Source organism: Streptomyces anulatus, assembly GCF_014650675.1.
GTDB classification, from domain to species: Bacteria; Actinomycetota; Actinomycetes; order Streptomycetales; family Streptomycetaceae; genus Streptomyces; species Streptomyces anulatus.
The window spans coordinates 91,561-112,808 of record NZ_BMVK01000007.1 but is presented as its reverse complement, the minus strand read 5'-3'; the positions used below and the strand labels follow the sequence as shown (position 1 = coordinate 112,808).

At 73.4% G+C, this 21,248-nt stretch carries 18 protein-coding genes; 7 read left to right on the top strand and 11 right to left on the bottom strand.

Annotation, left to right across the window (positions count from 1 at the left end):
- A complete protein-coding gene (locus tag IE272_RS19120) occupies positions 1-159 on the top strand; it encodes a hypothetical protein (protein ID WP_007453965.1) in 159 nt (52 codons plus the stop codon).
- Between the two features lie 48 nt (positions 160-207).
- Here IE272_RS19120 and IE272_RS19115 read toward each other — a convergent pair whose 3' ends face one another.
- The 3 genes from IE272_RS19115 to IE272_RS19105 all read right to left on the bottom strand — a co-directional run bounded on the left by IE272_RS19115 (position 208) and on the right by IE272_RS19105 (position 4,387).
- Positions 208-1,125 carry a LysR family transcriptional regulator gene (locus IE272_RS19115; RefSeq protein WP_050357508.1) on the bottom strand — a complete coding sequence of 306 codons (918 nt, stop codon included), beginning with the start codon at positions 1,123-1,125 and terminating at the stop codon, positions 208-210.
- 113 nt (positions 1,126-1,238) lie between these two features.
- Positions 1,239-2,075 (bottom strand): formate dehydrogenase accessory sulfurtransferase FdhD, encoded by an 837-nt coding sequence (gene fdhD / locus IE272_RS19110; protein WP_190007346.1) that lies wholly within the window; start codon positions 2,073-2,075, stop codon positions 1,239-1,241.
- A complete protein-coding gene (locus tag IE272_RS19105) occupies positions 2,063-4,387 on the bottom strand; it encodes an FdhF/YdeP family oxidoreductase (RefSeq protein ID WP_190007345.1) in 2,325 nt (774 codons plus the stop codon). Before IE272_RS19105 ends, fdhD begins: the two co-directional genes overlap by 13 nt.
- Before the next feature lie 244 nt (positions 4,388-4,631).
- On the opposite strand from IE272_RS19105, the gene moaA reads away from it, so the two are divergent.
- The 4 genes from moaA (at position 4,632) to IE272_RS19085 (ending at position 9,465) form a co-directional block, all read left to right on the top strand.
- On the top strand, positions 4,632-5,690 hold the full coding sequence (gene moaA / locus IE272_RS19100) for a GTP 3',8-cyclase MoaA (protein WP_373304181.1): 1,059 nt from the start codon (positions 4,632-4,634) through the stop codon (positions 5,688-5,690).
- Positions 5,691-5,822: 132 nt separating this feature from the next.
- On the top strand, positions 5,823-7,025 hold the full coding sequence (locus IE272_RS19095) for a molybdopterin molybdotransferase MoeA (protein ID WP_050357504.1): 1,203 nt from the start codon (positions 5,823-5,825) through the stop codon (positions 7,023-7,025).
- A 77-nt stretch (positions 7,026-7,102) separates the two neighbouring features.
- Positions 7,103-7,597, top strand: a complete 495-nt coding sequence (locus IE272_RS19090) for a molybdenum cofactor biosynthesis protein MoaE (RefSeq protein ID WP_229897347.1) — start codon at positions 7,103-7,105, stop codon at positions 7,595-7,597.
- A 146-nt stretch (positions 7,598-7,743) separates the two neighbouring features.
- On the top strand, positions 7,744-9,465 hold the full coding sequence (locus IE272_RS19085) for an FUSC family protein (RefSeq protein WP_229897355.1): 1,722 nt from the start codon (positions 7,744-7,746) through the stop codon (positions 9,463-9,465).
- 18 nt (positions 9,466-9,483) lie between these two features.
- Here IE272_RS19085 and IE272_RS19080 read toward each other — a convergent pair whose 3' ends face one another.
- Positions 9,484-11,799 (bottom strand): FdhF/YdeP family oxidoreductase, encoded by a 2,316-nt coding sequence (locus tag IE272_RS19080; RefSeq protein ID WP_190007342.1) that lies wholly within the window; start codon positions 11,797-11,799, stop codon positions 9,484-9,486.
- 245 nt (positions 11,800-12,044) lie between these two features.
- On the opposite strand from IE272_RS19080, the gene IE272_RS19075 reads away from it, so the two are divergent.
- The gene (locus IE272_RS19075; RefSeq protein ID WP_007453975.1) at positions 12,045-12,683 is read left to right on the top strand and encodes a DUF1345 domain-containing protein; all 639 of its coding nucleotides are present in this window, start codon (positions 12,045-12,047) and stop codon (positions 12,681-12,683) included.
- A 17-nt stretch (positions 12,684-12,700) separates the two neighbouring features.
- On the opposite strand, the gene IE272_RS19070 is transcribed toward IE272_RS19075, so the two are convergent.
- Positions 12,701-13,459: an IclR family transcriptional regulator gene (locus tag IE272_RS19070; protein WP_050357500.1), complete on the bottom strand. Its 759-nt coding sequence runs from the start codon at positions 13,457-13,459 to the stop codon at positions 12,701-12,703.
- A 213-nt stretch (positions 13,460-13,672) separates the two neighbouring features.
- Between IE272_RS19070 and IE272_RS19065 the strand changes: the two genes are divergently transcribed.
- Positions 13,673-15,550 (top strand): serine/threonine-protein kinase, encoded by a 1,878-nt coding sequence (locus IE272_RS19065; RefSeq protein WP_190007341.1) that lies wholly within the window; start codon positions 13,673-13,675, stop codon positions 15,548-15,550.
- Between the two features lie 38 nt (positions 15,551-15,588).
- On the opposite strand, the gene IE272_RS19060 is transcribed toward IE272_RS19065, so the two are convergent.
- The 6 genes from IE272_RS19060 to IE272_RS19035 form a co-directional block, all read right to left on the bottom strand.
- Positions 15,589-16,971, bottom strand: a complete 1,383-nt coding sequence (locus IE272_RS19060; RefSeq protein ID WP_190007340.1) for an amidohydrolase family protein — start codon at positions 16,969-16,971, stop codon at positions 15,589-15,591.
- A 64-nt stretch (positions 16,972-17,035) separates the two neighbouring features.
- Positions 17,036-18,334 carry an amidohydrolase family protein gene (locus IE272_RS19055; RefSeq protein WP_190007339.1) on the bottom strand — a complete coding sequence of 433 codons (1,299 nt, stop codon included), beginning with the start codon at positions 18,332-18,334 and terminating at the stop codon, positions 17,036-17,038.
- Between the two features lie 194 nt (positions 18,335-18,528).
- Positions 18,529-19,260, bottom strand: coding sequence for a GntR family transcriptional regulator (locus IE272_RS19050; RefSeq protein ID WP_050357496.1), 732 nt, complete (start codon positions 19,258-19,260; stop codon positions 18,529-18,531).
- A 48-nt stretch (positions 19,261-19,308) separates the two neighbouring features.
- Complete coding sequence (locus IE272_RS19045) at positions 19,309-20,079, bottom strand: FkbM family methyltransferase (protein ID WP_190007338.1); 771 nt, start codon at positions 20,077-20,079, stop codon at positions 19,309-19,311.
- Positions 20,076-20,294, bottom strand: coding sequence for a Trm112 family protein (locus IE272_RS19040; protein ID WP_007453982.1), 219 nt, complete (start codon positions 20,292-20,294; stop codon positions 20,076-20,078). The genes IE272_RS19045 and IE272_RS19040 overlap by 4 nt, the downstream gene beginning before the upstream one ends.
- A 60-nt stretch (positions 20,295-20,354) precedes the next feature.
- Positions 20,355-21,248: a hypothetical protein gene (locus IE272_RS19035; protein ID WP_050357494.1), complete on the bottom strand. Its 894-nt coding sequence runs from the start codon at positions 21,246-21,248 to the stop codon at positions 20,355-20,357.

Sequence of the window (21,248 nt, the reverse complement as noted above, 5' to 3'; positions counted from 1 at the left end):
ATGACCCATCACCACCACAAGTCGAACGAAGAGGTCGAGGGCGACCCCGAAACCGGTCACGGCCGGGGCATGCCCCGCCGCCCGGACGCGGAGAAGATCGAGGAGCGTCTGGAGGAGGACCGCGAGGAAGTGGGCCTTCCCCCGGATCAGGACAAGTAGGCGACGGCCGGCCGCCACGAACGACCGGGACGCCTCCCCGGGGGCGTCTCAGTCGTCGGGCAGCCGCTCCAGGGCGGCGGCCACATCGGTGCGGGCCGCGACCTCACGCAGGGCGCGGGCCATCACCGAGCCCGGCTCCCGGGCGTTCATCACCAGCCCGACCGGCACCGTCCGGTCGGGCCCGGTCATCGGCACCGCCCGCATCCCGTGCGGCACGCCGAAGACGTGCAGCCAGGTGTGCGGTACGACGCTCGCCCACCGGCCCGTCCTGACATGGGCGAAGAGCGTCGCCACGGAGTCCGTCTCGACCCGGGGCGACGGCCGCACCCCGGCCTCGGCGAACAGCTCGTCCAGCACCCGGCGCCCCTGCATCGCCCCCGTGAGCAGACAGAGGGGCAGCCGCGCGGCCTCCGCCCAGGTGGCCGCCGTCCGGTGGGCGGGGGCGTCGGCGGCACCGGTGAGCAGCACGTACCGCTCCTCGTACAGCGGAACCGTCCGGTACTGCTCCCCGAGCCCCTCGTGGAGGTAGGTGATTCCGGCGTCGATCTCGAAGTCCCGCAGCTGCCGGAGCACGTCCTGCGACTGGAGGTCCCCCATCACCTCCACCGTGACCAGCGGATGCGCCAGGCAGAAGGGGGCGGTCAGCAGGGCGACGGCCCCGGACGCGGTCGGGACCGTACCGATCCGCATGCGGCCACCGAGCCCGGTGCGCAGATGACCGGCCTCGCTCGTGAGGGCGTCACGGTCGGCCAGGATCCGCTGCGCCCACACGACGATGCGTTCGCCCTCGGGCGTGAGCCCCTCGTACTTGCGGCCGCGCAGCACCAGGGGGACGTCGAGCTCTTCCTCCAGCTTGCGGACCGCCTCGGAGAGAGCGGGCTGGGAGACGTGACAGGCCTGGGCGGCACGGGCGAAGTGACGCTCGCGGGAGAGGGCCACCAGGTACTCGAGTTGACGGAACAGCACCCCACGGGTCTACCGGACCGCCTCGCGGAACGCCAATCGCCCCACCGGCGCACGAGCCGCCGCCGGACGTCCGGCGGGCCCCCGCTCCCGAGCCACCCGCCGGACGCCGCCCGTCACGCCCCCGGCACCGGGCGCAGCCGCTCGGCACCCGTGTACACGTTCATGGAGGCGCCGCGCAGGAACCCGACCAGGGTCAGACCGCTCTCCGCGGCCAGGTCGACCGCGAGCGAGGAGGGCGCGGAGACCGCCGCGAGCAGCGGGACGCCGGCCATCACCGCCTTCTGCACCAGCTCGAACGAGGCCCTGCCGCTCACCATCAGGACCGACCCGCGCAGCGGAAGGAGCCCCGACCGCAGTGCGTGGCCCACGACCTTGTCCACGGCGTTGTGCCGCCCGACGTCCTCCCGCAGACACACCGGCTCGCCATCGGCCGTGAAGAGCCCCGCGGCGTGCAGACCGCCGGTGCTGTCGAACACCCGCTGGGCCGCCCGCAGCCGGTCCGGAAGGGCCGTCAGCACATCCGTCCCGATGCTCAACGGGTCCTCGGCGACCGACCAGGCGGCCGTGGTGCGCACCGCGTCCAGGCTCGCCTTTCCGCACAGTCCGCACGAGGACGTCGTGTAGAAGTTCCGCTCCAGGGAGGCGTCGGGGGCCGCCACGCCGGGGGCCAGACCGACGTCGACCACGTTGTACGTGTTGCCGCCGTCGGCCGTGGCGCCCGCACAGTAGCGGATGCCCGCCACATCCTCGGCGCCGTGCACCACGCCCTCGCTCACGAGGAAACCGGCCGCGAGGTCGAAGTCGTCGCCCGGCGTGCGCATGGTCACCGTCAGCGGGCGCCCGCCGACCCGGATCTCCATCGGTTCCTCGGCGGCCAGGGTGTCCGGACGGTAGGAGGCGCGACCCTCCCGTACCCGCAGAACACGCCGCCGTGCGGTCACTCGCCCCACGGTTCGCTTCCCTTCCCGTCCGTCACGCGGGTGCGTTCGAGGCGGACCACGACTCCTTTGGAGGTCGGGCAGTTGCTGATGTCGGCGACGCTGTCCAGCGGCACCAGGACGTTGGTCTCCGGGTAGTACGCCGCCGCCGAGCCACGGCTCGCGGGGTACGCCACCACCCGGAAGTTCTCCGCGCGGCGCTCCCGCCCGTCGTGCCAGACGCTCACCAGGTCCACGGCGTCACGGTCGGCGAGACCCAGGGCGTCGAGGTCCGCGGGGTTCACGAGGACGACCCGGCGGGCGTTGTGGATGCCCCGGTAGCGGTCGTTCGGCGCGTACCAGACGGTGTTCCACTGGTCGTGCGAGCGCAGGGTCTGCAACAGCAGGTGTCCTTCGGGGACCTGCGGCATGGTGAAGTCGTTGCGGGTGAAGACGGCCCTGCCGCTCGGTGTCGGGAAGACCCCTCGGTTCACCGGGTTGGGAAGGGTGAAGCCACCGGGTTCGGCGACCCGCGCGTTGAAGTCCTCGAAGCCCGGGACGACCCGGGCGATCCGGTCGCGGACGGCGCCGTAGTCCGCCTCGAACAGCTCCCAGGGGATGTCGGGCGCCTCGCCCAGGGTCCGCCGGGCGAGCCGGGCGATGATCGCGACCTCGCTCAGCAGGTGCGGGGAGGCCGGCGGCAGCTTCCCCTGGGAGGCGTGGACGTCGCTCATGGAGTCCTCGACGGTCACGAACTGCTCGCCGGTCGCCTGGACGTCCCGGTCGCTGCGGCCGAGGGTGGGCAGGATGAGGGCGGTGTCGCCGCAGACCGTGTGGGAGCGGTTGAGCTTGGTGGATATGTGCGCGGTGAGGCGGCACGTGCGCATCGCTGCCTCGGTGACCGCGCTGTCGGGCGTGGCCCGTACGAAGTTGCCCGCCACGCCCAGGAAGACCTTGGCGCGGCCCTCGTCCATGGCCCGGATGCTGTTCACCGCGTCCAGACCGTGGTGGGTGGGAGGGGTGAAGCCGAACTCGGCCCCCAGGGCGTCGAGGAACTCCTTCGGCATCTGCTCCCACACGCCCATCGTGCGGTCGCCCTGGACGTTGCTGTGCCCGCGCACCGGGCAGACGCCCGCGCCGGGCCTGCCGATGTTGCCCCGCGCCAGCAGGAAGTTGATCACCTCGCGGATGGTCGGCACCCCGTGCTTGTGCTGGGTGAGCCCCATCGCCCAGCACACAATGATCGTCTCGCTCCTCAGGACCCGCTCGAGAACCTCCTGGATCTCCTCACGGGACAGCCCGGTCGCCGTCAGGACGTCCGCCCAGTCGGTCTTCCGCGCGTGCTCGGCGAAGTCCTCGAAGCCGGTGGTGCTGGTACGGATGAACGCCTGGTCCAGTACGGTGCCCGGCGCGGCGTCCTCGGCCTCCAGGAGCAGCCGGTTCAGGGACTGGAACAGGGCGAGGTCGCCGCCCGCGCGGATGTGCAGGAACTGATCGGCGATCGGCGTGCCCCGGCCGACCAGCCCGCGGGCCTTCTGCGGGTGCTTGAAGCGCATGAGCCCTGCCTCGGGCAGCGTGTTGACCGCGACGACCTGCCCGCCGTTGCGCTTGGTCTCCTCCAGGGCCGAGAGCATCCGGGGGTGGTTGGTGCCCGGGTTCTGCCCCACGACGAAGATCAGGTCGGCCCGGTGGACGTCGTCGAGGGAGACACTGCCCTTGCCGGTGCCCAGCGTCTGCGACATCGCGGATCCGCTGGACTCGTGGCACATGTTGGAGCAGTCGGGCAGGTTGTTCGTGCCGTACGCGCGCGCGAAGAGCTGGAGCAGGAACGCTGCCTCGTTGTTCAGCCGGCCCGAGACGTAGAAGAGGGCCTCGTCGGGGGAGTCCAGGCCCCGCAGCTCCCCGGCGAGCAGACCCAGCGCCTCGTCCCAGCCGATCGGCTCGTAATGGGTCCCGCCGGGTCGCTTCACCATGGGCTCGGTCAGCCGGCCCTGCTGGTTCAGCCAGTAGTCGGACGCGCCGTCGAGCTCGGCGATCGAGTGCTCGCGGAAGAACTCCCGGGTGACGCGCCGCGAGGTGGCCTCGTCGTTGATGTGCTTGGCGCCGTTCTCGCAGTACTCGTTCATGTGCCGCTTGCCGGGAGCGGGTTCGGGCCACGCGCAGCCGGGGCAGTCGATGCCCTCGGGCTGGTTGATGTTGAGCAGCGTCAGCGCGGTGCGACGCGGGGACGTCTGGCCCAGGGAGTACTCCAGCGCGTGGGCCACCGCGGGCAGACCCGTCGCCCAGGTCTTGGGCGGGGTGACCGACAGGTCGTCGCCCGGGTCGTCCTCGATACGGCTGCTCATGACGGGGTGCGCCTCTTTTCTCTGCCTTGGGCCATTCGCCTCACGGATGGCGCGTCGAATATCCGCTTATTCGTCGAGCGAAGTCAAAGAGGGGAATTCGATGAGATGAAAGGCCTGGCCTATCACGGTGTCCATGCAGTTCGGAGAGGGGTTCCAGGAACAGATCGGCGGCGCCGATCACGTAATAGAGAAACCCTCTTTGACTTCATCCCGGTATCCCTCGAAAGTGGTCGGCGGGTGAGAAATGCGTGACTGCCCCCGGGCAGAGGAAGAAGGCTGCCCCGTGTCCCGACCGCTCCTCCACAGGCCCGCCCCGTCCCCGCTGACGGACCGGTTCGGCAGGGTCCACACCGACCTGCGGGTCTCGCTCACCGACCGCTGCAATCTGCGCTGCACGTACTGCATGCCCGCCGAGGGCCTCGACTGGCTGCCCCGGCCCGAACTGCTCACCGACGACGAGGTGGTCCGCCTCGTCCGCATCGCCGCCCGGCGCCTCGGTATCACCGAGGTACGGCTGACCGGCGGCGAACCGCTGCTGCGCCGCGGCCTGCCCGGGCTCGTCGCCCGTCTGCACGCCCTGCCAGGGGCCCCCGAACTGTCCCTCACCACCAACGGCATCGGCCTGGCGCGCAGCGCCGCCGCACTGCACGAGGCCGGGCTGAGCCGGGTCAACGTCAGCCTGGACACCCTCCGTCCCGAGCGGTTCACCGCGATCACCCGCCGCGACCGGATCACCGACGTCCTGGACGGGCTGCGCGCCGCCCGTACGGCCGGCCTCACGCCCGTCAAGATCAACACGGTTCCGGTGCGCGGGGTCAACGACGACGAGATCGCCGAACTGACCGCGTTCGCCGTCGAGCACGGCTACCGGGCGCGGTTCATCGAGTCGATGCCCCTGGACGCGCAGGGCGCCTGGGACCGGGACCGGCTGGTCACCGCCGAGGAGATCCTGGGCCGCCTCGGGGAGCGGTTCGACCTGGTCCCCGTCGGCCGGCGCGACAACGCGCCCGCCGAGGAGTGGCGGATCGCCGGGACGGACACGGTGGTGGGCGTCATCGCCAGTGTCACCCGCCCGTTCTGCGGCGGCTGCGACCGGGTGCGGCTCACCGCCGACGGGCAACTGCGCAACTGCCTCTTCGCGACGGAGGAGTCGGACCTGAGGGCCCTGCTGCGGGGCGGAGCCGACGACACGGCCATCGAGGCGGCCTGGCGGAACTCCGTCGCGGGCAAGGGCCCCGGCCACGCCATCGACAGCCCGGAGTTCCGCAGGCCGGAGCGCCCGATGTCGGCCATCGGCGGCTGACGCCCCGAGGCGGGAGCCGGCATCCGAGACGTGAGAACCGACCTCTGGCGGTCGACACGTGAGAACCGAACGACCTCTCCGACGCCCGACGCGGAGCCACGGACCGAGTACGACCGGAAACGAGGGAAGCGCATGACCGCGGCGCCCAAGCACACGGAATGGGAGGAGGCACGGGCCGTCGCCCGCGCCGTACCGCCCCTGCCGCCCGTCACCCGCGACCTCGCCGAGGCGCTCGGCCACGCCCTCGCGGAGCCGCTGACGGCACTCACCGACCTGCCGCCGTTCGACACCTCCGCCATGGACGGCTGGGCCGTGGCGGGACCGGGCCCCTGGCGGCTCCGGGGCGGCGGTGTACTGGCCGGTGGGCAGCCCGAGCCGCTGCGCTCCGGGACCGCTGTCCCCATCGCCACCGGCGCCCGCCTGCCCGAGGGCGCCCGCGCCGTGCTCCGCAGGGAGGACGGGGAGGGCGACGCCCGGGAAGGCCTGCTGGTCGGCCGCTCCACGGGCCCCGGGCCCCCGGCGCCGGGCCGTGACGTCCGGCCGCGCGGCCAGGAGTGCCACGCGGGTGATCCCCTCCTCCCCGCCGGGCGGAGCGTGACCCCCGCCGTCCTCGGCCTCGCGGCGGCCGCCGGCCACGACCGGCTCACCGTGCACCGCCGCCCGCTCGTGCACCTGCTCGTCCTCGGCGATGAACTGCTGGAGACGGGGCCGCCCCGGCACGGCCGGGTACGCGACGCCCTCGGCCCGCTGCTGCCGCCCTGGCTGCGCGGTCAGGGCGCGGACGTCGTCGGCCGCCGCCTGCTGCCGGACGACTTCGGGCCGCTGTACGAGGCCGTGCGCGGCTCCACCGCCGACGTGGTCGTCACCACGGGCAGCACGGCCGCCGGCCCCGTGGACTTCCTGCACGAAGCCCTGCGAGCGGCGGGCGCCCGGCTCCTCGTCGACTCCGTCGCCGTACGGCCGGGCCACCCCATGCTGCTCGCCGAGCTGCCGCCCGCCGCCGGGGGACGGCCCAGGCACCTGGTGGGTCTGCCCGGCAATCCGCTGGCCGCCGTCGCCGGCACGGTGACCCTCGCCGTACCGCTGCTGCGCCGCCTCGGCGGGCACGCCGACGCCGAGCCGGTCCGTGCGCCCTGCGCCGCCGCACTGCCGGGGCACCCCCGCGACACCCGGTTGCTGCCGGTGCGCCGCACGGGGCCGGCGGTGACGCCGCTGCCGTTCGACGGACCGGCGATGCTGCGCGGCCTCGCTGTCGCCGACGGGCTGGCCGTGGTGCCGCCCGGCGGCGCGGATTCCGGGTCCGTCGTCGAGATCCTCGACGTCCCCCGGCTCTGACCGCCGCCCGGCCCGCCGCCGCATCCCGGCCCACGCCCACGTCGACGCCCACGCCGCACCACGCTGAGGACCTGACCATGACGCACCTGCCCGACGGCTCCGCCTCCGCTCCCTCCGCCTCCGCTCCCTCCGCCTCCGGTGCTCCGGACGACGACCCGATCCGGCTTCTCGCCGTGCGGGAGGATCCCCTCTCCCTCGACGAGGTGTACGCGGCGGTCGGCGACGACGCCGCCGGCGGCATCGCCCTCTTCGTCGGCACCGTGCGTGACCACGACGGCGGGAGGCCGGTGACCTCCCTGCACTACAGCGCGCACCCTGGCGCCGGGGCCGAACTGCGCCGGGTGGCGGAGAAGGTCGCGGCCGACTTCCCGGTCCGCGCACTGGCCGCCGTGCACCGCACCGGCCGGCTGGCCGTGGGCGAGGTCGCGGTCGTCGCGGCCGTCTCCTGCCCGCACCGTGCGGAGGCCTTCGCCGCCTGCGAGCGCCTGGTCGAGGACCTCAAGCACGAGGTGCCGGTCTGGAAGCACCAGTTCTTCGCGGACGGCGACGAGGAGTGGGTCGGCGCGTGCTGAGCGACCGGGGAGAGCCGAACGGCAGGGGAGCGGCCACCCGGCGCCGGGTGGCGGCCCGGGTGGGGCGGGCGCTCTCGCCCAGGGGAGCGCTGGCCCTGCAGAGCGTGGACAGCGCCCTCTCCTTCGCCCTGCGTGCCGCCCTCGCCATGGCGGTGCCCGCGTTGCCGATGGCCCTGGCGGGCCGGGCCGATCTCGCCGTCTACGCGATGCTCGGCTCCTTCACCACCACCTTCGGCCGCAACCTGCCCTACGCGAGGAGAGCCCGGGTGCTCGCCGTCGTCGCGGTGGCGATGACCGCGTGCGTGGGCTGCGGCTCGGCGCTCGCCGTGTGGGCGCAGCCGAGGGACGGGGGAGCGGGCGCCGCCGTGACGGTCGCGGCGATGGCCCTCGTGGCCGCCGCCGCGAAGTTCGCCTGTGACGCGGCCCGGCTGAGGGGCCTCGGAGCGGTGCTGTTGCTCTTCGCCTTCGCGGTGGCGGCCTACGGCTCGACCGACCCCACCGATGTCGGGGTGCAGACAGCCCTGGCCGCGACGGGTGCCGCCGTGGCCTGGGTCCTCGCCGTGCTCGGCTGGTTCGTGCACCCGGACCGTCCGCAGCGGCTCGTCGTGGCCGCGGCGCTGCGCGAGCTGGCGGACCTGTGGGAGGCGGCGGGCGAGGGGGCCGGCCGGGGGCTCGTACGGCACCGGGCGACGGCCGCCGTGCTCCAGGCGTACCGGACCCTCGGGGTGATGCCGCCCACCGGGGCGGAACGGGGCGGCCGGGGCGATACGTGCCTCCGGCTCACCGACCTGGCCTGGGCGTTGCTCATCGCTTCGGCGCGCCGGGCGCCGGACGACCCCTGCGGTCCGGCACGGAACCTGCGCCGTCAGGCCGACCTCCTGGTGAGCCGCCGCAGACGGCTGCCGCGCATGCTCCCCGAACTGGCGGTCCTCGCCCCGACCGCCTCTTCCCGAGCCGCCTCTCTGCCGACGGCCCGGGACACCGCCGCCCCGGGCGCCGCTCCCGACACCGCCCCGGACACCGGCGCCTCCCCGTCTCCCGCGGCCGCTTCCTCCTCCTCGTCCTCGTCCTCCACCCGCCTTCCCGACACCTCCCTGCGCGCCGCCGAGGCGCGGGCCACGGAGCTGGTGACGGGCCGGGGCCACGGCGCCGCCGCCCGTACCTCGGTCCTGCTCGTGCCCGCGCTGCGCATGCTCCTCGGCACCGGACTCGCCGGAGCGGCGGCGTTGCCGCTCGGGCTCGGCCACGGCTACTGGGCGGCGATCTCCGCCGCGGCGGTTCTGCACTCGGTCAATGTGCGGACGGCGGCGCAGCGGGCCGTGCAGCGCACCCTGGGCACGACGGCGGGGCTGTTGATCGCGCTCGGCGTGCTGGCCGCGCGCCCCGAGCCGGTGGTCCTCACCCTGGTGATCGTGGTGCTGGAGTTCCTGCTGGAGTACGTCGTCGCCCGCAACTACGGTCTCGGCGTCGTCTTCCTCACCCCGCTGGCGCTGCTGCTCACCGACCTCGTCGCCCCCTCGCCGGCCGGGGACCTCGTCCAGGACCGCGCACTGAGCAGTCTGCTCGGGGTCGGCATCGCGCTGGTCTGTGCCCTGCTGGTGGTGCACGACCGTGCCGCCGTGCGGGCGCAGCACGCCCTGGTCGCGTGCGGTGCGGCTTCGGCACGGGCCGAACGCGCCCTGGGCGAAAGCTCGGTGGCGTCCTTGCCCGCCGTCCAGACACGACTGGCGGCGGCCGTAGTGGAGTTGCGCGAGGCCGACGACGCCGCGGCGGGCGAGCTCTGGCCGGCGGAGATCGACCCCACCGAACTCGCCGCCGCCGAGCGCCGGGCCCACCTGCTCCTGGAGCGACTCGCCCGACCGAGGTGACCCGGGACGGGCGTGCGGTCAGGCGGCGGCCGGGACGATCGTCACCTTGACGTGCTTCATGATCGGCTGGTCGCTCTGGGTGCTGTAGTCGCCCAGCGCGCAGAGCACGTTCATCTCCGGCATGTACCCGGCCGCACAGCCGCGCGGGATGTCGTACGGGATCGCCGTGTAGCCGTTCAGGAACCTCTCGCTGCCGTCCTTCGCTGTGCTCGTGATGTCGACGGGCCCCATGTCCGGGATCCCGCGCTCGCGCATGTCGGCCCGGTTCATGAAGACCAGCGTGCGCAGGTTCTTGATGCCCCGGTAGCGGTCGTTGTCGGAGTAGATGGTGGTGTTCCACTGGTCGTGCGAGCGCATCGTGCCCAGCGCCAGGGTGCCGGCCTCGGGCACGACGTCGGGCAGTGCGGCCGCGGAGAACTCCGCGCGCCCGGACGGGGTCAGGAAGACCAGTTCGCGCGCGGGCTGCTTGATACGGAAGCCGAGGGGCAGGCGGACCCGGCGGTTGAAGTCCTCGAAGCCGTCCAGCGCATCGGCCATCGTGTCCCGGATCCGGTCGTAGTCCTCGATGTACCAGTCCCAGGGGGTTGCGCTGTCCGGCAGGGCGGCGCGCGCCATCCCGGCGACGATGGCCGGCTCGGACAGCAGGTGCGGGGACGCGGGGCGCTTCATCCCGACGGACATGTGGACCATGCTCATCGAGTCCTCGACCGAGGTGCTCTGGACGCCCTTGCGCTGGTGGTCCTTCTCGGTGCGTCCGAGGCACGGCAGGATGAGGGCCGCGCGGCCGTGGACGACATGGCTGCGGTTCAGCTTGGTGCTCACCTGGACGGTGAGGTCGCAGGAGCGCAGTGCCGCGTACGTGGCCGGGGTGTCGGGCGCGGCGAGCGCGAAGTTGCCGCCCATCCCGACGAACACCGTCACCTCGCCCTCCCGCATCGCCTGGATCGTGCGGACGGTGTCCAGGCCGTGCTCGCGGGGCGGGTCGATCTTGCACGCCTCGGCGAGCCGGTCCAGGAACGCGTCGGTGGGACGGTGATCGATGCCGCACGTGCGGTTGCCCTGGACGTTGCTGTGGCCGCGCACGGGGGAGGGACCCGCGCCCTCGCGGCCCAGATTGCCGCGCAGCAGAAGGAGGTTGACGATCTCGCGGACGGTGTCGACGCCGTGCTCGTGCTGGGTGAGCCCCAGACACCAGCTGACGATGGAGCGGTCGGCCTCCCCGTACACCTGCGCCGCCTTGAGGATGTCGGCGCGGCTCAGACCGGACTGGTGCTCCAACTCCTCCCAGGGCGTGGCCTCGCACAGCGCCCGGTACTCCTCGAAGCCGGTGGTGTGGCGGTCGATGAACGCGACGTCCAGGGCCTTGGGGTCGCTCGCCGACTGCTCCAGGACCGCCTTGGCCATGCCGCGCAGCAGCGCCATGTCGCCGCCGATGCGCGGCTGCAGGTTCAGCGTGCTGGTCCGGGTGGTCTTGAACAGGGCCATGTCCGTGAAGTCGTGCGGGACGATGGTGCGAGTGGCCGCCGCCTCTACCAGCGGGTTGACGTGCACGATCTGCGCGCCCCGGCGGTCGGCCTCGGCGAGGGCGGTGAGCATGCGGGGCGCGTTCGACGCGGCGTTGACACCCAGGATGAACAGGGCGTCCGCGGACTCCCAGTCCTTGAGGTCGACCGTTCCCTTTCCGGTGCCGAGGGAGGCCTGGAGGGCCCGCCCGCTGGCCTCGTGGCACATGTTGGAGCAGTCCGGCAGATTGTTCGTGCCCAGCTCGCGGGCCATCAACTGGTAGAGGAAGGTGGCCTCGTTGCCGAGCCGGCCGGAGGTGTAGAACGCCGCCCGGTGCGGGCTGTCGAGCCCGCGCAGGGTCGCGCCGACCACCTCGAACGCGTCCTTCCAGCTGATCGGGACGTAGTGGTCGGAGGCGGGGTCGTACGCCATCGGCTCGGTCAGCCGGCCCTGGTTCTCCAGGTCGTAGTCGCTCCACCCGGACAGCTCGGTCACCGAGTGCGCGGCGAAGAACTCACGGCCCACGCGCTTGCGGGTCATCTCCCAGGTGACGTGCTTGATGCCGTTCTCGCAGATGTCCAGGTGCAGGCCCTTGGTGTCGTCCGGCCACGCGCACCCGGGGCAGTCGAACCCGCCGTTCTCGTGGTTCATCTTCATGATGGCCCGTGGCCCGTCGACCAGCGCGCGTTCCTCCACCAGGAAGCGGGTCACGCTCCTGGCCGCCCCCCAGCCCGCGGCGGGGTGGTGGTAGGGCCGGAACTGCGGATCGGCCTCGGGAACGGGACCGACCCGGGGCTCCAGGGGTTCCGGCGCTTCGTTGTCGGTGCTCACGGCACTTCCACCCTTTCACCTGCGGGTATGGCGGACTCGGAGGACCGGACGGTCATGGCGGGGCGAAAACGGGTCCTTCCGGGCAGGCTATGTCCGGTGATTCCCGCCTGCCACTCGGCTGCGGCGGGTCGCTCCGGGCTGCGTCGCGCACGACGCGCGCCTACGCTGACACGGTCCGGCCCTCTCCGTGGGGAGCCCCCGCGGAGCAGGGGCGCCAGGCTCCTCGGGCACCACGTGAGGCCCCCATGAACAGTCGGTTCCTGCTCCCCGCCGTTCCCCGGCTCGCGGGCTCCGCGGTGGTCGGAGCCGCCGTCGGCGCGCTGGTCGGCGTCCTGCTCGCCAACGCGCCGCTGGGCATCCTCGTCGGCATCGCCGCCGCGGAGACCCTCTTCGTCGTCGCGGGATGGCTCGTGCTGTGGCCGATGGACGCCGCCGCCACCCACGACAACGCCCGGCGCGAGGAGTTCCGGCCCGTGGCGGAGGAACTGGTCGTCGTCGGGGCCGCCCTGTCCGGACTGGTCGGCATCGTGCTGCTGCTCCTGATCGGCGACTCCGACCTGAGCCACGCGGCGGCCGCCCTGGCCCTCTGCGGCGTGTTCATGTCCTGGGCGGCGCTCCATCTGATGTACGCCGCCCGCTACGCGTACATCTACTACCGGCCGCCCGGCGGCGGGATCGACTTCAACACGAAGGAACCGCCGCGCTACATCGACTTCCTCTACTTCAGCTACAACCTGGGCATGACGTACCAGGTCTCCGACACCAACGTCTCCACCTCCAGGATCCGCGCGGTCGCCCTGCGGCACTGCCTGCTGTCGTACGTCTTCGGCGCGAGCATCCTGGCCACCACGATCAACCTGGTCGCCGGCATCGTCACCGGCTGAGCGCCTTCGCGGAGACGTCAGTACCCCGGGAGGGTCAGCCGCCGCGTGACGCGCAGCGCCGACTCCAGCAGCCGCGCCCTGACCTCGGTGGTCCGGTACATCCGGTCCGAGCGGAACGAGATGCCGACCGCCCCGACCTGGTCACCGCTGTACACGGGCGCCGCCGCGCACGTCGTACCCCGCGCGTACTCCCCCCGGTCCAGCGAGAGCGGGCCCGCCGGGGCGGAGTCGAGCTGCCGCAGCAGCTCCTCCCGGGAGGTGATGGTGCGGGGGGTGAGGTCGGCCAGGGAGTGGCGGGAGAGGTAGTTGGCGCGCGCCTCCCCGTCCAGCTCGCGGAGCACGCTCTTGCCGAGCGCGGTGGCGTGCCCGGCGTCCTGGAAACCCACCCACAGGTCCACCCGAGGGGCGTACGGGCTGTCGACGATCTCCAGGACCCGGATCTCACCCTCGTCGTACAGCGTCAGGTAGACGGCGGCGGACAGGCTGTCGCGCAGCGACGACAGCAGGGGGCGGATGTGCTCCGACAATGCCCGGCCGTCGGCGGCGGCCGGCAGGCCGTCGCGCTCGCGGAGGGTGAACGCGCCGTCGTCCAGCTCGTGCAGATACCCGTCCCGGGCGAGCTCGTGCAGGAGCCGCCCGGCGGTGACTTCCGACAACCCCGCCTCCTGGGCCAGCTGCCGCGCGGAGGCGCCTTCCCGGTGTGCGCCGACGGCCTCCAGCAACCGGAGGTCCTGCCGGACGGACACCGTCGGCTCGGGGCCGGTCTGGTCACCCATGGGACAAGCATGGACCCGGTGCGGGGGAGCGGCAAGGCCGCTCCGCCGGGCGTAAGGGAGGCGCCCGGCCGCCCCCTGTACGGACCGTACGCCGCCGCGCTGTCCCCGCGATGCGGCCAGGCCCCGGACTCGCCCCGGCATTCGGTACGCTCTCGTCTGATCTTCGGGGCGTGTGCAGGCTCCGGACTGCCGTGACCAGGGGGATGGTTCCAAATGAGCAGCGCACCTTCGGCCGACCCGTTCCAGCCGCTCAAGGCCGACGATCCGGCTGTGGTGGGGGGTTATCGGCTGGCCGCCGTGCTGGGCTCGGGCGGGATGGGCAAGGTGTATCTCTCGTACACGCCCGGTGGCCGTCCTCTCGCGATCAAGGTGATCCGGGCGGAGTTCAGTGAGGATCCCGAGTTCCGGCGGCGTTTCCAGCAGGAGGTACGGGCCGCGCAGCGGGTGCAGGGCCTGTACACCGCGCCGGTCATCGACTCGGACACCGAGGGGGCGCAGCCGTGGCTGGCGACGGCCTATGTACCGGGCCCCTCGCTCGCGCACGCGGTCGCCCGGCACGGCCGGCTGCCGTTGCGGAGCGTGCTGTTGCTGACCGTCGGGGTGGCGGAGGCACTCGGTGTCATCCATGGTGCGGGGATCGTCCACCGTGACCTGAAGCCCGCGAACGTCCTGCTGGCCGCCGACGGGCCCCGGGTGATCGACTTCGGCATCGCCCGGGCCGCCGACACCACCGCCCTCACCGGCACCGGCGTCAGCGTCGGCACCCCGGCGTTCATGTCACCGGAACAGGCGGCGGTGGGCACCGTCACCCCGGCCACCGACGTCTTCGCCCTCGGCCAGATCGCCGCCTACGCCGCGATCGGCGCACCCGCCTACGGCGACGGCCCCTCGCACGCCGTCCTCTACCGCATCGTCCACGAGGACCCCGACCTCAGCCGGCTCCCCGACGCGCTGCGCCCCCTGGTCACCCGCTGCCTCAGCCGTGACCCCGCCGACCGCCCCACCCTCACCGACATCATCCGCATGTGCCACGAGATCTCCCCCGAACCCCTGCGCCAGGGCGAGGACTGGCTCCCCCAGGCAGTCGCCGGCACCATCACCGAACGCCACCAACTCCCCGCCCCCGCACCCACCCCGCCCCCACAGCCCACCACCGCACCCACGCCCACGCCGACCCAGTACTCCCCGCAGCCCCCGGCGCCGGGCTCCGCCCACCCGTACACCCCGACCGGTCACGCCGTGGCCGCCGCACCCACACAGACCGGACCGGCCGCACCCGGAGCGCAGGGAGGCCCCGGGGCGCCGGGGGTTCCGGGGACGCCGGGAACCGTGCCGACCGGTCACTGGCAGCAGCACACCCACCCCCAGGGCTACGCCACCCCGCCGCCCCAGCACCCGTCCGGATACGCCCGGCCCGGCTATCAGCAGCCCGGCTCCCAGCCGACCGGCTGGGTCCCGCCCGGGTTCCAGCCCGCCGCGCCGCGCACCAAGCGGCCGGGTCTGATCGTCGCCGCCTCGGTCTTCGGCGCGCTGGTCGTCCTCGGCGTCATCGGCGCCCTGCTGCCGAACGACCCCGACACCACCGGCAAGGGCGACCGGACCGAGGCGTCCTCCGACGGCGGTTCGAGCGGCAGCGGTTCCGGGGACAAGGCCCGGGAGAAGCCGGTCGACCCCAGGCCCGTCTCGTACGAGGGCATCGACATGACGGCGAACTACGCCCTGAAACTCGCCGACCATCCGCCCCGACCGCAGGAGGACACCGGCAGCGGGGTCAGTTACGGCAAGGGGGACTTCTACTTCTACTGGGACTCCCTCTTCGGCGACGAGCGGGTGGGCAGCGCCAACGGGAAGCTGGTGGTCCTGAAGAACTCGCAGAAGGGTTCGCTGGAGGTCTGCCGGCAGGAGACCCGCTATACCGAGAAGATCGACCTCGAACAGCTCACGTCCGGGTCGCAGATCTGTGTGCTCAGCAAGGCCGGACACATCGCCGTCGTGACCTACCGCGGCAAGGCGGGCCCGGACGACCCCAGCCGCTACATCACCATCGACCTCACGGTGTGGCACAACGCCGAGGAGGCGCAGCAGAGCTGACAGCCTGTCGGGGCCCGTACGGGCCCCGACAGGGTCGGTCAGTGACCGACGAGCTCGCCGTCCCGGGCGACGATGCGCCCGCCGCGCACCACCATCTCGCGCGGAGGCAGGTCGACCACGACCTGCGGGAGGCACTCCCCGCGCACCAGCAGGAAGTCGGCCGGCGATCCGGGCGTGAGGTCCGCCTCCGGCAGCCCCAGGAGCCGGGCCCCGCCGTCGGCCCCCGAGCGGAAGGCCGCCTCCAACTCCTCGTCCAGGCGGGCGTCCTGCACCTGGGCCAGCAGGTGCGAGCGGTGCAGCATGTCCGCGTTGCCGAACGGGCTCCACGAGTCCCGTACGCCGTCCGAGCCGAGGCCCACGTGGACCCCGTGCTCGCGCAGCCGGCCGATCGGCAGCACCAGGTCCGCCGAGGGGGCGACCGTCGTCAGGGAGATCCCGGCGTCCGCCAGGTCCGCCGCCAGCCGGTCGAGCTCCCGCTCGGGCAGTCCGGGCACGCAGAAGACATGGCTGACGGTGACCTTGCCCTGCATCGACAGCGCCCGGGTGCGGTCGATGATCGCGCGCAGCGACTCCAGCCCCGTCGCGGCCCGTTCGTGCAGATGGATGTCGACGCCCACGCCGTGCCGGTCCGCGATGCCGAAGACGACGTCGAGCTGCTCGTCGAGCGCCTCGTCGAACCCGATCGGGTCGATGCCGCCGACCCGGTCGACCGCCCCGGTGCGCGCCGCCTCCTCCAGGAGCTCCTCGGTGCCCGGCGTACGGATCACCCCGTGCTGCGGGAACGCGACGATCTCCACGTCGAGCGCGTGCCGCAGGGCCCGGCGGGCGGAGCCGACGCCCTCGACGCCCACCAGGTCGTAGGCGGGAGCGACGTCGACGTGGGCGCGCATCGCGCGGGTGCCCTGGGCGACGGCATGGCCCATCAGGCGTTCCGCGCGCACCTTCAGGGGAGTCCGCAGCGCGTGGTAGAGCTTCACGTCCTCGGCGGTGTACTCCGCGATGGAGCCGGCCGGATTCCGGGTCACCCAGGGCTCGCCCCACGCCGTCTTGTCGGGGTGGATGTGCGCGTCGACCAGGGTCGGCAGCGCGATCCTGCCCCCGCAGTCGACGACCTCGGCGCCGCGCGGCGCGGGGTCGGCGGTGATGACGCCGTCGACGACGGTGAGGTCGACGGGCAGCTTCGCCCCGTAGGGCCGCACGTTCTTGAACACCGTGGCACGCGCGTGGCCGCCCGTGCGGTCCGGCTGCTCCGTGATCCGGTCGGCGGCGGACGGCGACGCTCCGCCGGTCCGGGGCGCGGCGGCGGCCTCGGACCCGGGCGCGGTGATGGCGGCGGCGGTGCCCGCGAGGGCGGCGGCACCGGCCAGCATGGAGCGCCGGGAGAGACCGGCGGTGGGGGAGACGGTGGAATGGGCGTGCATCGAGGGCTCCTTCGAAGGGGAGTGGGGGAGCGGAGGAAGCGGTGGAGGGAGGGTGCGGGCGCGGTCAGGCGGCCGGTACGGAGAACCCTGCCCGCACCACGCGCGCCGGGCGGCTCAGCACGCCGAGGTCGGCCAGCGGGTCGCCGTCCACCACCAGGACGTCGCCCGCGAAGCCCCGCGCCAGGCGGCCGGCCGTGCCGTCGAACCCGAGGAGCTTCGCGGCGCCCGTGGTCGCCGTGCGGATCGCGTCCAGGGCGGGGAGCCCGGCCGCGTGCATCAACTCCACCTCGCGGCCGATCGGGTCGACCGTTCCGCCGGAGGAGTCGGTGCCCGCGGCGAGGGGGACGCCCAGCTCGTGCGCCGCGAGCACCGCCCGCTTCAGTACGGGGAGATAGGTGCGACCGCGCTCCGCCAGGACCGGGTCCGAGGACTCGGCGAGCCCGGCGATGGCGGTGAGCGTCGGTGTGAAGTACGTACCCCTGCGGCGCATTTCGCGCAGCGTGCGCTCGCCGACGAACGCCCCGTGCTCCAGGGAACGGATCCCGGCCGTGACCGCGTCGTGGCAGCCCTTCTCGCTGTAGCTGTGGCAGAGCACCCCCTTTCCGCCGCGCCGCGCCGCCGCCACGATCGTGGACAGCTGCTCGTGGTCGTAGACCTGGACGAGCGGGTCCTGTTCGGGCAGCCCGGCGCGTTCGTTCACCCGGGTCTTGATGGTGTCCGCCCCGCGCGCGAGGTTGACCGCGACCACCCGGCGCAGCGCCTCGGCCGAGCGCACCCCTTCGCGCAGCCGGGCGAGCGGCGCGAGGTCCGGGTCGGCGAGGATCGTGTCGCCGAGGTCCGGGGTGACGAAGATTCCCGCGGCCCGGAGCCGGGGGGCCCGCTCCGGCGCCTGGCGGGCCAACTCCCGTACGGCGACGTCCTGGTAGAAGTTGGTCGAACCGCTGCGCGCGCTGGTCGCGCCCTTGAGGACCGCGTCGCGCGCCTCGGCGGCCGTGTTGAGGTGGATATGGGCGTCCACCAGGCCGGGCAGGATCCACTGTCCGTGGGCCCGCAGCACCGGTACGCCGGAAGGCGTCCGCGTCCCGAGGCGGCTCCGGGGCCCGGCCGCGCGGACGACGCCCCCGACGATCACGACCACCGCGTCCTCGGTGACCTCGCCCGTCAGGGGGTCGAGCAGCCTGCCGCCCTCCACGACCAGATCGCCGCCCCGGCCCGGTGAACCGAGGGAAGCGGCCGACGTGGCGGACGCCTCGGGAGCGGCCCCGGCCAGGACGGCGGACGTCCCGGCCAGGGCCGCGGCGCCCGCGAGGACACCTCGCCGGGTCAGCCGGCCGGGGGGTGGCGGAGTGTTGTCGACGCACATGGGGGCTCCTTCGGCCGCGGCAAGCGGAAGCGAACGTGGGAGCACTTTGTATACCAGGATGGCCGACGGTCTGGGAAGGAGGGATTCCGCTCCCCGTGTGTGCGGAAAACGTGCAGGATCTGCGGTATCTCGGATCAATGCGGGGTGGGTGCGGGAGGGGTGATCTCGCGATCAGCCCCTTCTGGTATACAAATCTAGGTGGCGTCGAACAGGGACCGCAGAGCCACGGCCCGGCTGTCCCGCACGTGCAGCAGCGTGCTCGCCGCCGCGGACTCCTCGTCGCCCGTCGCGATGTACCGGAACATGACCGCGTGCTGGGCCCGCATGTGCTCCGGCTCCTCCCGCATCCCGAACAACAGCTGGAGCTGTCCGCTCAGCTGCTCCATGGTGCGGGCCAGCATCGGGTTGCCGCTCAGGGCCACGATGTCCTCGTGGAAGGCCGTGTGGGCGGCCACCTCGCGCGCCCCCTCGTCGTCGGACGCCGCCTGCTCCGCCCGGTCGAGGGAGGTCCGCAGCGCGGTGACGCCCGGCGGCTCCGCCGGGGCGGACCGCGCCACCCGCCGTGCCGCGAGCCGGGAGGCCTGGACCGCGAGCGGCTCCCACACCTCGTACAGGTGCTCCACGTCGGCCCGCTCCATCCGCCGCACCCTGACCCCGCTGTGCGGCAGCAGCTCCAGGAGCCCTTCGCCCACCAGGGCGCGCAGCGCCTCGCGGACCGGGACGCGGGACATCCGCAGCTCCTCGGCGACCTCGCGCTCCACGAGGCGGGCGCCCTGCGGGTAGCGGCCGTCGACGATCCGCTCCCGGACCGCGTCCCGCGCGTGGGCGCTGAGCGACGTGCGCTCCGGGGCGCCCGCCCGCTCGTTCCCGGGACCGTCCTGCCGGGTCCGGTTCCGCCCTGCGCTGCTGCCCGCCACGTACGCCATCCTCCGTTGTGCGTGCCCCCGGGCCGAGGATACGCGGGCCCGGGGGCGTCAGACCGTGCCCGGTACCCGGCCGTCCGGAAGGAAGAGAACCGAGTTGATGTACCGCTCGCGGTGCGGGACGAAGGCCCGGTGCAGCAGCCCCCGGTGCACCAGGTGCTCCGTCCGCGCCTGGTGGGCCACCAGGTCGAACCCGTCGAGCGCGATCCAGCGGCGGCCCGCCAGGAGCCAGCCCGCGTAGCCCTGACCGGTCAGCAGGTCGACCGCCGGTGCGATCGGGCCGAGCCGGCTCTCCAGCTCGATGAGCAGGGCCGGGCGGTCCTTGCGCAGCAGCTCCGCCGCACCGAGCAGCGCCGCCCGCTCACCGCCGTCGACGTCCATCTTCACGAAACCGACCCCGCTCAGCCCGAGACTGTCGACGGTGACCGACGGCACCTCCAGGCAGTGCGCGTGGATATCGCGGCGGGCCAGCGACGACACCCCCCGGTCGCCCCGGTCGCCCTCCGGGAACCACAGTCGTGCCGTGCCCGCCCGGTCGGTCGCCGCGCCCTGGACCACCCGGGCGTTCGACGGCAGCGTCCGGCGCAGGTGCTCGGCCAGATGCGGCACGGGCTCGATGGTCACCACCTCGGAGCAGCGGGCGGCGAGCCGCCGCGACCAGGGGCCGTACCAGCCCCCGATGTCGAGGGCGACGGCGTCCGGCGGGCAGAAGTCGGCGAGCCGCCGGAGCTCGGGCTCGAAGCGCGGGTACAGGGCGACGGCGGCCGAGCCGACGAGGCCCTTGGGCAGCCGGGACGCCACCGCCGCGGCGAACGTGGTCACGTGGCCGAGGCCTTGAGCCGGGTGAGCAGGCGCTCGTGGTCGTCCGCCCCGACCTTCCGGCCCGATGAGGGCAGCAGCTGCGGGATGCCGTCCACGATCGGGTAACTCAGGCGCAGCCGGGGGTTGTAGAGCGCCTCCTCCTCGGCCAGCAGGGACAGCGGGCCCTTGTCGAGCGGGCAGGCCAGCAGGGCGAGCAGCGGGTCGTCGGGGTTCATCGGGTGGCTCCTCGGTGTCAGCGATGTCGGGGCGTGGGATGCGGCGGGCCGTATCCGGGGTCAGGACGGGGCGGCGGGCTGCGGATCGTGGCGTGGCATGGCCAGCAGGACGGAGAGGGCGAGCGCCGTGCCGCCCACCCGCAGGGCCAGCAGCAGCGGATCGTCGGGAAGCGTCTCGCCGAAGGCGAGCGTTCCGAGGACCGCGGTGAACAGGCTGGTCACCGTGGTGCACACCGGCACGATGAGGGAGGCCCGGCAGCGCTGCAACGCCGTCTGCGACATCACCAGACCGGCCCCCGCGGTGAACAGCAGCAGATACGGATAGGGGGACGCCAGCAGCGACAGCGCGGCCTCGCCCAGATCGGTGCCGGTCAGGCGGCTGGACGTGCCCTTGATGGCCAGCGAGCTGACCCCGTAGAGCAGGCCCACCGCCACTCCGTACCCGATGCCGCTGGTCGGGACCCGGTGGCGTTTGGCCGCCCGGCGCTCGACCTGTACGTACAGCCAGACGCCCGCCCCCAGCGCGGGCAAGCAGACCAGGAGCACCAGCGCCCACGGCGCGCCGCCGCTCACCACGTCCTCTCCCTCGCGCACCGAGGCGACGACCATCAGCAGGGCGACCAGCACCCCGCCCAGCGCATAACGTTCGCGACCCGTCGACTCCTCGCCGAGCACGGCCGACGACAACAGCAGGAGCAGCACCAGACCGGAGACGAAGATGCCCTGCGCCGCCGCGATCGGCAGCGCCCGGTAGACGACCAGCTGCGCCCCGAACCCGGCCGCCAGCGCCAGCGCGCCGACGATCCACAACGGACTGGTCAGCAGCACCCGGATCACCCGCAGCGGCCGGCCGGCGGAGAGCGCGGGCAGCGAGCCCAGGGCCCGCTTCTCCACCACGAACCCCACGCTGTACAGCGCGTTGGCGACCAGCGCCGCGCCGACACCCCACCACAT

Bases quoted from the DNA above. Each gene is read 5' to 3' on its own strand.
- IE272_RS19120 (WP_007453965.1), top strand. From the start codon at position 1: ATGACCCATCACCACCACAAGTCGAACGAAGAGGTCGAGGGCGACCCC.
- IE272_RS19105 (WP_190007345.1), bottom strand. From the start codon at position 4,387: ATGAGCAGCCGTATCGAGGACGACCCGGGCGACGACCTGTCGGTCACC.
- moaA (WP_373304181.1), top strand. From the start codon at position 4,632: ATGCGTGACTGCCCCCGGGCAGAGGAAGAAGGCTGCCCCGTGTCCCGA.
- IE272_RS19095 (WP_050357504.1), top strand. From the start codon at position 5,823: ATGACCGCGGCGCCCAAGCACACGGAATGGGAGGAGGCACGGGCCGTC.
- IE272_RS19090 (WP_229897347.1), top strand. From the start codon at position 7,103: ATGACGCACCTGCCCGACGGCTCCGCCTCCGCTCCCTCCGCCTCCGCT.
- IE272_RS19085 (WP_229897355.1), top strand. From the start codon at position 7,744: ATGGCGGTGCCCGCGTTGCCGATGGCCCTGGCGGGCCGGGCCGATCTC.
- IE272_RS19075 (WP_007453975.1), top strand. From the start codon at position 12,045: ATGAACAGTCGGTTCCTGCTCCCCGCCGTTCCCCGGCTCGCGGGCTCC.
- IE272_RS19070 (WP_050357500.1), bottom strand. From the start codon at position 13,459: ATGGGTGACCAGACCGGCCCCGAGCCGACGGTGTCCGTCCGGCAGGAC.
- IE272_RS19065 (WP_190007341.1), top strand. From the start codon at position 13,673: ATGAGCAGCGCACCTTCGGCCGACCCGTTCCAGCCGCTCAAGGCCGAC.
- IE272_RS19060 (WP_190007340.1), bottom strand. From the start codon at position 16,971: ATGCACGCCCATTCCACCGTCTCCCCCACCGCCGGTCTCTCCCGGCGC.
- IE272_RS19055 (WP_190007339.1), bottom strand. From the start codon at position 18,334: ATGTGCGTCGACAACACTCCGCCACCCCCCGGCCGGCTGACCCGGCGA.
- IE272_RS19050 (WP_050357496.1), bottom strand. From the start codon at position 19,260: ATGGCGTACGTGGCGGGCAGCAGCGCAGGGCGGAACCGGACCCGGCAG.
- IE272_RS19040 (WP_007453982.1), bottom strand. From the start codon at position 20,294: ATGAACCCCGACGACCCGCTGCTCGCCCTGCTGGCCTGCCCGCTCGAC.
- IE272_RS19035 (WP_050357494.1), bottom strand. From the start codon at position 21,248: ATGTGGTGGGGTGTCGGCGCGGCGCTGGTCGCCAACGCGCTGTACAGC.